11 protein-coding genes are annotated in these 13,014 nt (G+C 72.5%); 3 read left to right on the top strand and 8 right to left on the bottom strand.

Translation table 11 applies throughout. The annotated features are described in order from the left end of the window. Window position 1 precedes the first annotated feature (1 nt). The gene (locus tag ACH4XV_RS45480) at window positions 2–2,836 is read left to right on the top strand and encodes a Helicase associated domain protein (RefSeq protein WP_395799987.1); all 2,835 of its coding nucleotides are present in this window, start codon (window positions 2–4) and stop codon (window positions 2,834–2,836) included. A gap of 505 nt (window positions 2,837–3,341) precedes the next feature. Here ACH4XV_RS45480 and ACH4XV_RS45475 read toward each other — a convergent pair. The 6 genes from ACH4XV_RS45475 to ACH4XV_RS45450 all read right to left on the bottom strand — a co-directional run bounded on the left by ACH4XV_RS45475 (window position 3,342) and on the right by ACH4XV_RS45450 (window position 7,697). Next, window positions 3,342–4,424, bottom strand: coding sequence for a barstar family protein (locus tag ACH4XV_RS45475; protein WP_395799985.1), 1,083 nt, complete (start codon window positions 4,422–4,424; stop codon window positions 3,342–3,344). A 476-nt stretch (window positions 4,425–4,900) separates the two neighbouring features. After that, window positions 4,901–5,269 (bottom strand): hypothetical protein, encoded by a 369-nt coding sequence (locus ACH4XV_RS45470; protein WP_395799983.1) that lies wholly within the window; start codon window positions 5,267–5,269, stop codon window positions 4,901–4,903. Window positions 5,270–5,429: 160 nt separating this feature from the next. Next, window positions 5,430–5,861, bottom strand: a complete 432-nt coding sequence (locus ACH4XV_RS45465) for a hypothetical protein (RefSeq protein ID WP_395799981.1) — start codon at window positions 5,859–5,861, stop codon at window positions 5,430–5,432. 204 nt (window positions 5,862–6,065) lie between these two features. Continuing rightward, window positions 6,066–6,317 (bottom strand): hypothetical protein, encoded by a 252-nt coding sequence (locus tag ACH4XV_RS45460; RefSeq protein ID WP_395799979.1) that lies wholly within the window; start codon window positions 6,315–6,317, stop codon window positions 6,066–6,068. After that, window positions 6,314–6,622: a hypothetical protein gene (locus ACH4XV_RS45455; RefSeq protein ID WP_395799977.1), complete on the bottom strand. Its 309-nt coding sequence runs from the start codon at window positions 6,620–6,622 to the stop codon at window positions 6,314–6,316. The genes ACH4XV_RS45460 and ACH4XV_RS45455 overlap by 4 nt, the downstream gene beginning before the upstream one ends. Window positions 6,623–6,965: 343 nt before the next feature. Beyond that, the gene (locus tag ACH4XV_RS45450) at window positions 6,966–7,697 is read right to left on the bottom strand and encodes a hypothetical protein (RefSeq protein WP_395799976.1); all 732 of its coding nucleotides are present in this window, start codon (window positions 7,695–7,697) and stop codon (window positions 6,966–6,968) included. 161 nt (window positions 7,698–7,858) lie between these two features. Between ACH4XV_RS45450 and ACH4XV_RS45445 the strand changes: the two genes are divergently transcribed. Beyond that, on the top strand, window positions 7,859–8,758 hold the full coding sequence (locus tag ACH4XV_RS45445) for a nucleotidyltransferase domain-containing protein (RefSeq protein WP_395799975.1): 900 nt from the start codon (window positions 7,859–7,861) through the stop codon (window positions 8,756–8,758). A 410-nt stretch (window positions 8,759–9,168) separates the two neighbouring features. Here ACH4XV_RS45445 and ACH4XV_RS45440 read toward each other — a convergent pair whose 3' ends face one another. Further along, window positions 9,169–9,750, bottom strand: a complete 582-nt coding sequence (locus ACH4XV_RS45440; protein ID WP_395799974.1) for a transcriptional regulator — start codon at window positions 9,748–9,750, stop codon at window positions 9,169–9,171. A gap of 68 nt (window positions 9,751–9,818) precedes the next feature. Continuing rightward, entirely contained in the window at window positions 9,819–12,371 is a 2,553-nt protein-coding gene (locus tag ACH4XV_RS45435; protein WP_395799972.1) for a DnaB-like helicase C-terminal domain-containing protein, read from the bottom strand. Window positions 12,372–12,580: 209 nt separating this feature from the next. Here ACH4XV_RS45435 and ACH4XV_RS45430 point away from each other — a divergent pair. Beyond that, window positions 12,581–13,014 (top strand): hypothetical protein (locus tag ACH4XV_RS45430; RefSeq protein WP_395799970.1); only part of this gene is annotated, 434 nt, incomplete at its 3' end.

Raw genomic sequence — 13,014 nt, 5'->3', positions numbered from 1 at the left:
GATGCGCCGTCCCACCCGCCCCACTCGCGCCGGCGTCCCCGCGCTGCGCCCGCACCAACGCGACGCGCTCGCCGCGATCGTCCGCGAACTGGAGAACCCGGACGACGACGCGGTCGGCAGCGCGCCGCACGGCGGGCGCCGGGCCACCGCGGTGATGGCCTGCGGGACCGGGAAGACGTGGGTGGCGGCCGGGGCGGCCGCTGCGCTGGCAGCGCGCGGGCGGGTGCTGGTCCTGGTGCCGACCCTCGACCTCCTCGTGCAGACCGTGACCGTATGGCAGCGTGCCGGGCGCACCGGCGGGACGCAGGTGGCGGTGTGCTCGCTCGGCGGCGACGCGGTGTTGGCCGCCGCCGGAGTGCGGGCGACCACCAGCGCGCCGCAACTCGCTCTGTGGACCGCGGGCACCGGGCCGGTGACGGTGTACGCCACCTACCAGTCGCTGGAGACGATCCTCGCCGCCCACCGGGGCGTCGTCGGGCTGCGTCTCGCCCCGTGGCGGCTGGTGGTCGTGGACGAGGGGCACCGCTCCAGCGGCCGGCTCGGCCGCCCCTGGACCGCCGTGCACGACGACCGGGTCCTGCCCGCGCTGGGCCGGTTGTATCTGACCGCGACCCCGCGGGTGTGGGAGCCGGCCGACGTCAGCGCCTACGGCGAGGGCGCCGGCCGCGGCGACACCGGACGGCTGCCCCTGGACGCCGACGACGACGTGTGGGACGACCCCGACGCCACCGCAACCGACGAGGGCGAGGACGAAGGGGTCGACGAGGACGAGGACTTTGCCGACCCGAACGGCCCCGACGACGAGGACCGAAAGGACGGTGGCGGGGCCCGCCCGGCTCGCGTGCGCGGCGGACGTCCGGTCCACTCGTCGATGCCCGCCCGGACGGTGGCGTCCATGGACGACGAGGCGATCTTCGGCCCCACGGTCCACCGCCTGGAGCTCGCGGCGGGGTGCCGGTTGGGGTTGCTCGCCAGGCCGAGGATCGTGGTGGTCGACGTCGCCGACCCCACCGTGCGGGACCTGGCCCAGACGAGCGGTGTCGACCCCAACCGGGGCCCGGGTCGGCGCAGTCTGGAGGAGGTCGAGGAGTACCGGGCCGCGCGGTTGTCCGCATTGCAGACCGCGGTGTTGCGGGTGGCGGCCGAGTTGGGGCTGAACACGGTGATCGCCTACCACGCCCGCACCGCCGAGGCCGAGGCCTGTGCGGAGACCCTGCCCGACGTCGCGAAGCGCCTGCACGAGGCGGATGCGGCGACGTATCCGGAGCGGGTGTGGGCGGACTGGTTGTACGGGGAGCACGAGGCGGAGCATCGGCGGCGGGTGCTGGGCGAGTTCGCCGCGCACACCGACCGGACACCCCCCGCCCTGTTCGAACTCCCGGAAACGGATGGGGCAACCACGCGGCGGGCGGTGTTGTCGAACGTGCGTGTCCTGGCCGAGGGCGTCGATCTGCGCGCGGACGCGGTCGCGTTCATGGACCCCAAGCTGAGCGTGATCGAGATCGTCCAGGCCATCGGCCGCGTCCTGCGCCAGGAACCCCACGAGGGCCGCGACGCGACCATCATCGTGCCGGTGTTCCTGGCCGCGGGCGAGAAGGCGGACGACATGCTCGTCTCCGACTCCCACCATTTCCTCGTCCGTGTGCTGCACGCCCTCGCGGCCCACGACAGCCGCGTTCTCGACATGCTCGCCACCCCCGCGCCCAGCGGCAGGCGGCAACGACTCGTCGACCACGCCGACGCGGACGGCGACACCGAGGACGCAGGCGACGACACCTCGGCCGCCGAGGAGGAGGACATCGAGACCGCCGAAGCGGGCCCCGAAGGCGACGGTGTGGGCGAGGACGTCGAGGAGCGGTTCCTCGTGCGGTTCATGACCGAGCACGACCCCGCCCTGCTCGCGGACTTCGTCAAACTGCGCGTCATCGACCCCGAACGCCGGGACTGGCGACGCGGCTACCTCGCCGCCCGCCGCTGGCACACCACCCACGGCCACCTGCGCGTCCCGCTGGACGCCGTCGACTACGAACCCGAATCGGGGACCTCACACCCCGTCGGAGCGTGGATCGCCGAACAACGACGCGCACGAACCGGCGGCGCGATGCGCCCGCGCCGGATCGAACTGCTGGACGAGTTGGGCATGGTGTGGAGCGCCGACGACGACGCGTTCGAGAACGGCCTGGCAATGTGCCGCGCCTACCACGCGAGGTACGGCCACCTCGCCGCCCCCAAGACCGCGGTCGTCGACGCCTACCCCGTCGGCCAGTTCCTCGCCAACTGCCGACGCCCCCTGACCACCAGGAAGCACCCCGACCGATGGCGTGCTCGTTGGGAACGCCTCGCCGCGATCGACCCCGGGTGGAACCCCACCGGATGGCCCCTGACCTGGCAACGCATGCTCTCCCTGGTCCGACTGCACCTCGAACAAGGCGGCACCCTCGACGAACTCGCCCCCGGACACACCATGGACGGCAGCGACGTCGGCGCCTGGCTCGACAAACAACGCCGCGAATGGACCCAACTCTCCCGAGCGCAGCGCGCCGCCCTGGGAGTCCTGGGCGTCGCCAAGGCCGCCTCCGTCGCAACGGGCCGGACGCGACGGGCGAGCGGTTCGCACGCGGACCGCTGGACGCTCACCCTCACCGCCGCACACGCGTTCGCCACCCGTGAAGGACACCTGACCGTGCCCCGCACACACAGCGAGACCATCAAAGCGGGAGGCGAGACGCACAACGTGAAGTTGGGCGTGGCGCTCGCCAACGCACGCCAACGACGCGATTCCTGGGCGCAGGAGCGCGTCGAGGCCCTCACCGTGCTCGGGATGCGGTGGGCGTAGGGGGCTCGCGGTGGGGAGCCCCCTGTGGGCAGCTGGACTGGACGGGTCGCATCACCGCGCGGGCACCGGTCGATGGGTGTGAGGATCGCGGCGAGAGACTTCCGATCGACGATGGCGTTCGTCGCGTTGCCGTGAACCGCCCGCGTCGGTGGCCGGGTCGTGCAAGGGTGGGCGGGTGCCCTGCGTGGGGTCCACACATACTCGCCTCGTGGCGTGTCGTGCGGGCTGTGCCTCGCGCGGGTCGACGGGGAAAGGCTTCGGCCGCGGCAACGCGCGGTCGGAGCCTTTCTCGTTCGTCGCACGAGCGACCCGGTGGAGGGGAAGAACCGTCTTCGGCGGCAACATCATCGAGACCGGCACCGGCTCCTGGCGCTGCGCCTTGGACGCGACGTTGGCGGCTGGTCCGTCGGCAGCCGCATCGACTCCGCGCGGCACCGGCTCGGGGACCGCGCCGTGTCGACGAACGTTCGTTCCGTTGGCGCCTGCCGCATCCGGCAGGTGCTGTTCACGCCAGGGTGACGTGCATGCCGCCGGCGGCCAGGACATCGAGAACCTCGGCGAAGAAGTCGTACGGCCGCCCGTCGGGTGACAGGGCGTGGGACAGGTGCGTGCGCGCCGTGTCTGCGTCTCGCCAGAGCAGGGTCGCGGGGCGGGTGTAGCCGAAGGTGCCCCCCAGGCAATCGCGGAGGGCTTGCGGGTCGCCGCCGAAGTAGCCGCCGGGGCCGTTCACCGCCTCCCCGAGCGCCAGGTAGAGACCCTGCTCATCCGTGGCGTGGCGGCCGTCGATTTCGTAGGCGTGTCCGGGAGGCCGGTCGCTGTGGCGACGGATGCAGGCCCGGTGCCGGACCAGGTCGAACCAGGCCTCGCGGAGCCGTGTGTCGAGGCCGGCCCAGGTGTTCGGAGTGTGCGGCGACCCGCCGAACCACTCCTCCCACACCGGCCTGGCATGCTCGGGAACCAGCGTGTGGTACCGGGCCAGTTCCAGGTCGATCAGGTCGGCCCCGCGCGCGGAAGGCCGCCAGGCTTGGACGGTCGTCCACAGTGTGGGCGCCGCGAGCAGCTCACCCCGGTCGTCACGGATCTCCAGCAGGACTTCGTCCAGGTCTCGGGCCAGGCGCGTACCCTTCGCGAGCACCGCGCGCAGCTCGTCGGTCGGGGCGAGGCCGCGCAGCACCAGCGGCGGTAGCGGCCGTTCCGACCTCGGGACGCGGGCGAACTCGCGGCAGGAGCCCAACCATCGGGACTCGTCGTGCACGCGGACGGTCCCGCGGTGTCCTTCGGGCGGGCCCATGTGGTCGTCCACGCCCGTCAGCACCAGAGTGTCCGCGCTTGGCCCGTGGTCCACCAACGCCGCATCGTCCAGGCGCCAGGCGTCGAGCGCGTCGTCGTCCGGCACCAGCCACACCCGGCTGCCGATCCAGCCCCGCGGCCCGGAGCCGTCCGAGGCCCAGCCGAACAGCTCGTACGTCGCCGGCCCGGGATCGGTGAACAACCCCTCCACAACAGAGCACACACCCAGCAGATGACCGTGCTCGGTCTCCACAAGGGTGTACCGGGGGCGACTTCGATGATCCGTTCCCTCGTTCACGAAGAAATGATGCCCGACCCGCCGTTGCGGCGCACCGGGCGCGTTCTCGCTCATCGCCACGGCCGTCGACGCCGGACTCGTGGGCATGCACGCCCACGAATCGGCGTCACCGACTCCTGCGCTCCTTCCGTCCACCCGGAGCCCGGCCGGCGACTTCGCCGAGACGGGCGCAACGAGCCCGACGCGTCGAGGGGTCGGATCCGTGTCTCGGACGGCCGCGTACCCGCAGGGCGATCGCGTCCGGGTGGTTCGGATGAATCGCCCGCCGCGGCGGGGGTGTTGCCGAAGGCTGAGCGGGCGCTGTTCGCGGGGTCCACACATTCGCCTCGCGGCATGGTGTGCGGGCCGTGCTCCCGCCGGCGGGCGACGCGGAACGGCCCCGGTACCGCCCCCTTTCTCGGGGTGCGGTTCGGGGCCGTTCCCGTGCGTCGCGCGGACCCCCGGAGGAGGGGAAGACCGGGTGCCCGCGGACGGGTTCAGGTCGACTCGCCGCGCCGGATCCGGTCCGCGATGGTCTCGATCTGTCGGTCGAACAACAGGTCCATCGTCGCCAGGAGTTGCGGGTCGATGTCGGGGCGCAGCATGCCGGGGACCAGGTCGTTGAGGCCGACGTGTCGGCCGGGGGTGTGGAGGCCTTCGAGGCGTTCGAGGACGAAGGCGTCCATGTTGGTGTTCAGGGTGCGGTTGACCGCTGCGAGTGCGGGGTCGAGCGGGGCATGGAGGGCGGGTTCGAGGCGGCGGTACATCGCGCGGTGTTCCTCGTCGGAGCGCGCGGCGGCCTCCTCGGTCATCACGGCCCGGCAGGTGACGCCTTCGTCGTTGGTGAATTCCCGGATCACCCACATCGTGTGGCCTCCCAAGATCAACGGACCGGGAACGGTACTCCGCCCCCGCGCCGAGTGGAAGGGGCCGACGGGAATCCACCGGGTCGGTACCGAACTCGGGCACTGCCGTCGAAGGGGCGACAAAGGGGCGTTCGAGGCGCAGCCGGGCAAGCCCCCTGGGTCAGGAGCGGTCTCGGATGCGGTCCAGGTCCGCGTCGAGGACGGCGAGGTCCGGGTGGTGCCGTAGCTCCTGTTCCCGTGCCCAGTCCTGGAGGTCGGCCTTGTGCGCGGCCCGTACGATGTCAACGGCGGTGTCGGTGAGGATCGCGATCAGCTCCGCGTGGGAGTCGCTCAGGCCGCGGTAGCGGTTCGCGGGGGCGAAGGAGGATGCGGCCTCGGCGGGGAGGGTGGAGCCGGCCGCGGCGAGCCCGTCGACCAGCCACCGCCGAAACGGTGTGTCCTGGGTGCTCCAGGCCGGGTCGTAGTCCTCGAACCCGGGATCGGGATCGTCGAGATCACCGGCCAACCAGCGCCGGAGCGAATCCCCGGCGCTCCCGGCCGGGTCGTCATCGTCGTGATCGGGGGCATCGGAGGCGGAACCGAGGGCGGCCATGGTCGAAGCTACCCCGCGCCCGCAGTGGCGTACGCGGGATACACCCGAACGAGTGACACCCCGACCGGGACCGTACGACGCGCGGTGTTCGGGCGCCCGGCACGGTCCGAAGGCGAGCGTCTGGGTGACGCCCCGTCAGGAGCGGTTGAACCAGCGGCGTTTAGCCCGGAGCTGGGGTGAGCCGCCGTCGGCGCGGGATTCGGGTCAGCGAGCCACGAGTTGCACGACGGTGACCAGGAGAGCCGCGGGGGTCACCTGATACGTGATGATGGCGACGCCCGCGACGTGGGTGATGCGGTGGTCCCGGCTGTTGCCTCTGGGGTAGGGCTTGGAGTCGGCGCCGTAGGGGTCGGAGGCGACGACGGACATGCCCGCCTCGAAGGCGGCTCGCGACTTGGGCGCCATGCCCTGGATCTCGATGCGTACGCGATCGGTGTACTGCACCGTGTAGCTCATTCGCCGACCCTGCCGGACCATCCGGTTCCGGTGTCGGTGAACACCTCGTCGGCGGTGTGGAGCGGCCCAAGGGTTCCTGCGTCGGCGGCCAGCAGATCGGCGTGCACCTGGGGGTCGGCGCCCATGACGGCGATCCCCCACCACAGGAACACGAGGTTGTCCACGTCGCCGATCGCGGTGTCCGCGAGTTCCCGCTCGAACTGCTCACGCAGGTCGGGGCCGAAGCCGTCGAGGGCCCGGCGGACCGCGCGAATCGTTCGCGGCAGCTCCGGCGGTGCGGGCGAGTGGTCGGCCTGGGCACCCATCGTGGTTATCCCCCTCCGGGACGGATCCGGACTCCCACGCTACCCGCAACGGGGTCGGCGGTCACCGGCGCGTGAGGGAGCGCTCCGTGCGAACGATCGCACGCGGGAGGCAACCGGGGGAACCACGCCGCGGCCCGGCGGAACGCATCGTCGCCATCATGGCTTCGCTCCCGGCGTGGACCACACGTGATCGCGGAGCCGCTCGTCTTGATCGTCTTCTGTCACCACCCCGCCCCGAACGGGCGGTACCCGCCGCCTCGACGCCCTCGACCGCAGTCGAGAGCGGCGAGGCGGCCCGATGCTGGGTACCGCCGGATGTGTTCATCGCACCCTCGTGCGGTGTTCAGCGGTCCTCGGGCGGGGTCATGCGGGTGCGGAGCAAGGTGGCGCGGGTAAGTTCGGTGCCGGCGGGGTGTTTCCGGTTGTCGTTCGCCAGTGCGGTCGCGGCGGCGGAAGCAGCCCCGGAGTCGTCGGTGTGGACCAGGCGCACGGTGCCGACGTCGGTGTGCCAATCCGTCGTCGGGCCTTGTGGGGTGCTGTGGGCGCCGGCCCAGCGGCCCGGCGCGGGGTCGGCGGTTGCGGGGCGCAGCAGGAGGGCGCCGCGGTGGGCGAAGTCGCGGTCGTGGGCGGCCCATCGGTAGACCTCGCCGGCGTCCCACACGGGGTCGTCGTCCTCGTCGAACCGGCTCCGCATCGGCGGAGGGTGTTTCACCGCCGCGGGGAAGTCCTCGCGTCGGATCACCCGCCGCAGTCCGAACGTGTTGACCCCCAGGAATTCGCGGAGCTGCGTCCTGGTGAGGTGTGTGTCGACTCCCATGGCTGGAACTCCCTGTGTCCGCTCCGTCACGACCGGTCCAGGCCAGTCGACCACCCGACTGCCCCGGCCCGCCCGGTGGTTCGCGAAGCCGCGCGACGACGGCGCGGCGGAATGCGTCCGCAGCCCGACGATGTAGCGGTCGTGCTCCTCCACGCGGCCGGACACGACGGAGTCGGCGAGTGTGCGCCGGGCTTCGAGGAGCATGGCGATCGCGTCCTGCCATTCTTCGGCTGTGCGGTCGCCGTGATCCCGCGACATCCACGGTGGCCCCCCATGATCGGCTCGGTACCGGCGCACGTCGGCCATCCGCCTGCGGGTGGGCGGGTCGGGGCGGCGAATCCGACGGGTCGAAGCCCCGGCGACGGTCCGGGGGCGGACGCCGACGCACCTACACTGGTGCCGATGCGAGGAAGACGAACGTGAAGCGTGCGCGGGCCGTCGAACTGGTCGAACGGATGCTCGGCCGGCTCGACGCGGACCAGACTTGGCCGATCGGCCTGGTGCAACAGGTCTGGGTCTTCGGGAGCTTCGCCCGGGGCGCCTGCGAGCCGCACGACGTCGACGTGGCCGTGCGTTGCGAACGCGACGAGCAGATGCGGCAGGCGGTCGTCGAAGCGATCCTCTCCGGCCGCGCCAACCCCTACGCCCCGCTGCGCCGCGCGCTCGCCGGGACATCGCGCGGGTTGCAGTTCCAGTTCGAGGACCACGCGCGGGAACGACTCCGGGTCGAAGGCACCGCCATGCTGTCGCTGTGGCAACGCGGCGACACGCTCGCGCAGGCCCTGAACGTCCTGCACTCCATCGCCGAGGACCCGGTTGCGGGCCGTGCCGAACGCCACGACATGATCGACGCGTTCACCGGCCTCGACCGTCACATCCCCCGCCCGGTGCGCGCGGAACTGATCGCCTGGCGGCAACGGGGACTCGTCGACATCGCCCGGATTCCGCTCTCGGACGTCCCCCAGGACACCGACCTGCTCGCGGACCCGCACCTGCGGTGGGCCGTCGATCGACGGTGGAACGATGACAGCCCACTGCGCCGCGCGGCCCTGGCGGGCCTGTCCCACCTGCTCGCCCTCGGGGCGGACCTCGACGACGTCGACCTGGCCGGCCAACGCCTGCCCACCCTGCGGCGTCTCGCCGGGCACCGGAGTGACGCACGCTGGTGGATCAACTGGAAGTGGCGCGGCTACTCCGGCATCCCCCACCGCGTCCCCCGCGGGAAGGCCTGGCTCGAAGTCGTCCAGCCCACCCGAACCCGCCCGTTGACGGCCCTGATGATCCGACCGGGACCACACGCCGTGACCCCACGCAAGTGAGGCCCGGCCCACTCGCCGGATGCCACGATGGTCCATCCGACGTGGACGCCGTGATCGGCGAACGCCTCGACGAACGGTGGATTCCCGTAGGGGAGGAAACGCGCGAAACGCGATGGTGCGCGTCCCTGCGAGGTGATGCGCCGACCACGCGGGCCCGCCCGCACTGTCGATCGCGGCCGGCGCGGCGGCGGACGGCGTAGGCACGGCCGGCCGAGCACTCGCCGGCTCGGGTCGTGGCCGGTCGCTCGGTCTCACACGCCTGGGCGCTGTCGGCCTTCGGCAGGCCATCGTTCACTCTTGCGGGTGATGGCGTTCGACGCTGCGACCGGCCAGTCTCGGGTTCGTGGCCAAGCGACCGGCAGGTGCCCACCCTTCGGGTACTTCGAACCCCAGACCAACTGATCAGTTGACTAGGCTGCGAATCCGACCCCGGAAGCGAACTCGAAACCGCCCCAGTCCGAACCCAGATCGGCCAACACCTCGTCGGTCCACAGGTCGTCCAGCGTTCGTTCGTCTCCGGCCGCCCAGGCGCGCACGATGGCGTCCCAGCGTCGGACGTTGACGCTGCGGTGCCCGGCCACGCCCGCTCGGCGGTGCGGTTCGCGTACACCGGACTGGTCGTGGGGGTGCAGTTCGACGCGGGTGCCGCGACCGTTGTTGTTCAGGCGACGAGTCAACGAACGCGCTACGTTGCGCCGGCGCAGGTCGCGATAGGCCGCATCGATCCGGCGCAGGTTCGCCCGGTTGGGGGTCTGGTCCTCGGCGAGCCAGGCGGCCAGGGTGCGGGGGGTGACGGCGATCCCGGCGGTGTCCATGGCGGTGTAGCCGGCGGTGGATGCGGTGAGGTAGCGCAGGCGTGCGGCGAGGCCGCGTTCGGTGTCGACGGGTGAGGTGATGCCGTCGGCGAGTTCGTCCAGGCGCTCGGCGGCCAGGGCGGAGGCGCGGGTGCCGCGCATCCCGTATTTGCCGGGCTCCAGGGAACGGTACGGCATCGGCGGTCAGTTCCTTCCCGGCGAGGCCGTGGCGGGCGCGGCGGGGGTGGGGTCGGCAGGGCGGGCGGTCAACTCTTGTCCTTGGTCTGGAGGGTGTAGGTGTCCTTGATCTTGACGTCGCCGACGCCGCGGCCCTCGGTGAAGACCGTACGCCAGTCGGTGTCGGTGTCGCCGGTGGTGAGGTGGAGTTCGTCGGTGCCCATCACCCGTACGACGGTCAGGCCGGCCCGGTGGGCCTTGAAGGCCTTGACCCACAGGTTGGAGAAGGCCTGGGAGCGGATGATGTGCATCCAGTCGGGGCGGTTGATCTCCCGGTTGTAGTTCGAACCGCCCATCGTGGACACGAGTTTGGCGTACATCTGCTTCACGTAGTCCAGGGTGACGTCGTCGCCCTCGGCGATCGCCGCGTCGCGGGCGTCGCGCAACGCGGTCCGCAACCGCTCCAGGAGGTTCTCGGTCGCCACCGCTGTCCAGGACTCCAGGATCTGCGGTTCCTCGCACAGGCTTCCGTAGGTGGGTGAGGCGCAGCGCAGGAGGAGTCGCAGGGTGGGGTCGGTGATCCACAGCGGGCCGGGTTCGTCGCGGTCGCCGAGGGGGTTGGGCAGGGTGTCGTGGTGCCAGGTGGGGGGGTCGACGAGGTAGATGCCGGCGCGGCGGCGTTTGCGGCCTCGGGGTCCGTCGTGGTCGTCGAGGTCGGGGCCGGTGCGGTGTTCGAGGGGGCCGATGGGCAGGTGGGCCTTGAGCGCGGACAGGTAGGCGGCGTTCATGTCCAGCGCGACGACGTCGTGATCCCCGGGGGGCAGGTGTTTGTTGCGCCACTTGGGGCGGGCCTCCCACACCGCGTCGGATTCCTCCTTGCTGCGTTTGCGCAGCAGGTCGGGCAGGGGTGGGTACCAGGTGTGTTCGTAGCGGGATCCGGCGCGGGACAGGCGCAGGAGTTCCATCACGTCCGGGATCGCCCGGCGGGCCAGGGCTTCGCTCGCGGCGGTGATGTCGCCCTGGGCGGCGGCGAGTTCCTCGGCGACGGCGGCGGCGATGGCGCCGGGCAGGGGGTCCTCGTCGGTGTCCGGCACGACACGGCGCGCCTTCGATGGGGCCGGGGTCTTCGGCGCGGCGGGCGCGGGGCGGGCGCCGGCGTGTGCGGGCCCGGTGGCCGTGCGGGGTGTGGGAGCCGTGTGGGGTGCGGTGGCCGGTGCGTCGGCGGCGGTGGGGTCGTTTCGGTCCCCGGCTTGCTGGTGTGGAGTGGTGGCGGGGGTTGTGGCGTTGTCGGGCGGGGTGGCGTCGATCGGCGCGTTCGGGTCGGTGGGCGTGGGGCCGGTGGGGGTGGGCGGGGGGTCGGTGAAGCGGACGTGGGCGAGGTCCGCGCGTAGTGCGGCTTCGGCGACCGGGCCCAGGTCGCGTTCCGCGACGATCGCGAACGCGAGTTCGCCCTCGCGTGTCAGGTGGACCACCGTGTCCGCCTCGGCCAACGCCGCCGCGACCTCGGGGCCTTCGCCCGCGCTCGTCTCCCACGCGGCCACCACCGGTACGTCCAACTCCGCCGCCAACCGGCGCAACGCGCCCACGGCTTCCCGGACATCGGGGCCGGGGCGCCCGGTGTCGGCGGTGGGGCGGACCAGGTGGTTGAGCGGGTCCACGGCGACCAGGCGCAGGCCCGCGATGTCGGCGGCGGTGGCGTGGAGGAGGTCGGGGGTCAGGTCGGTGCCGTCGTCCAGGAGCAGTCCCCCGGCGGCCAGGCGTGTCGACGCGGCGTCGGCGGCGGCGCGTTCGATGTCGGTGAGGGTGCCCGCGCGCAGGCGGCGGTGGTCCACTCCGGCGGCGGCTGCGGTCAGGCGGGCGGCGACGTCGGCGCGGGGGCGGCCGGGTGTGCAGGACAGCACGGCGTGGGGGGTGTCGGGGTCCTCGGCCGGGGCCAGGGTCGCGGACAACACGGTGCCCGCCGCGAGCAGGCCCGCACCGGCGCCGGGAGCGCCGACAACCACCGTCAGGCGGCCGGGCAACGCCCCGCCTCCGGCGGCCTCGTCCAAGGCGGTGGGGCCGAACGAGACCGCGCGGCGGCGGGCGGCGGTCGCCTCCCCCAACGCCGTCGCGAACCCCGCCACCCTGCGCCCGGCCTTGGCGGCGGGCCGCCCTGACGTGGGGTCGTCGGTGCTCGGGGGCGTGCCGGCCGAAGGCGGCGGGGTCGGGGCGGCGATGGCCGGCGGCGACGGGGTGGTGTCGGCCGAGGGCGTGTCCTCGGGGGCGGGTGCGGCGGCGAGGTGGGTGATCTGGGCGTGGACGGTGCGGTAGCGCAGCAGGAGTTGCGGGGTGCCCGCGGCGGCGGCGCGCACCAGGTTGCCCAGGCCCTGTCGGGCGTCGGTCATCGTGAACGCGGGCAACTCCCCCTGCGCGGCGATCACATCCGGCGTCGGCGCGGTCAGCACGGCACGCACGCCGTGGGGGGCGTGGATCACGATGCGCGCCCCGGCGGCGGCATCGGCGACCAACCGCGCCCACCGCTTGCGAACCTCCTCCACACCGAACGCCGACCCGACATCCCCGCCGGCCCCGGGCCCGGACGCGGAGTATGGGGCGGGCGTCGTGGACGCGTTCTCGTCCGACCCGCGCGATCCCTCGCTCATGCGCCCGACCACTTCCTTCCCAAGCCTCTTCCCTCTCGATCCTACCGTGATCCGACGCGAAAACCTGCCTACTTGTGGGTCGGCCGTCGCACGGAGGCGGAAACATGCGCGACTGGAGCACGCCCTCGAGGCGGCGGGCCGATGGTCGGTGTGGGCTGTGATGGTCTTCCCCGGTTCGGTACACCGGGCGGTTGCGGCAGAATCGGGAAATGCCGTCCATCTCACCGCCGTTCGAGTTGCGTCTTCGCTGGACCCGGAACAACACGAAGATGATCGCGACGGCGATCGGTGTCTGCGCGTTGATGTTCGTACCCGACATTCCGCTCGCTCTGGCGATCGCGGGCTGGGGGCTCTTCGGGCTGGGCGGGCTGCTCGCCGCGGCGATGCCCCGGATCGCGCCGGTGGCGCTGCGCATGGACGCCGAGGGCGTCGCCGTGTCCCGAGGGGTGTGGCGCCCTCGGCGGGTGGCGTGGGCGGACGTGGAGGCGGTGGTGTCCTGGCAGGTGCGCGACGGCAGCCACTGGGTCGGCATCGTCGCCACCCCCGAATACCGCCGCCGCACCGGCCTCGACACCCGACGCGGCGGCCGATGGATGGACAACATCATCGGCCTGCCGATCGCCTGGACCACCACGAAATGGGA

It is taken from the genome of Embleya sp. NPDC020630 (assembly GCF_044334985.1).
GTDB lineage: Bacteria > Actinomycetota > Actinomycetes > Streptomycetales > Streptomycetaceae > Embleya.
The sequence above is the reverse complement of the archived record's forward strand: the minus strand, read 5'-3'. Positions and strand labels throughout refer to the sequence as shown.

What these genes read in the sequence shown, in the direction of transcription:
- ACH4XV_RS45455 (WP_395799977.1), bottom strand. Translation starts at nt 6,622, where the DNA reads ATGGGTGCCCAGGCCGACCACTCGCCCGCACCGCCGGAGCTGCCGCGA.
- ACH4XV_RS45480 (WP_395799987.1), top strand. Translation starts at nt 2, where the DNA reads ATGCGCCGTCCCACCCGCCCCACTCGCGCCGGCGTCCCCGCGCTGCGC.
- ACH4XV_RS45440 (WP_395799974.1), bottom strand. Translation starts at nt 9,750, where the DNA reads ATGCCGTACCGTTCCCTGGAGCCCGGCAAATACGGGATGCGCGGCACC.
- ACH4XV_RS45450 (WP_395799976.1), bottom strand. Translation starts at nt 7,697, where the DNA reads ATGTCGCGGGATCACGGCGACCGCACAGCCGAAGAATGGCAGGACGCG.
- ACH4XV_RS45465 (WP_395799981.1), bottom strand. Translation starts at nt 5,861, where the DNA reads ATGGCCGCCCTCGGTTCCGCCTCCGATGCCCCCGATCACGACGATGAC.
- ACH4XV_RS45470 (WP_395799983.1), bottom strand. Translation starts at nt 5,269, where the DNA reads ATGTGGGTGATCCGGGAATTCACCAACGACGAAGGCGTCACCTGCCGG.
- ACH4XV_RS45435 (WP_395799972.1), bottom strand. Translation starts at nt 12,371, where the DNA reads ATGAGCGAGGGATCGCGCGGGTCGGACGAGAACGCGTCCACGACGCCC.
- ACH4XV_RS45460 (WP_395799979.1), bottom strand. Translation starts at nt 6,317, where the DNA reads ATGAGCTACACGGTGCAGTACACCGATCGCGTACGCATCGAGATCCAG.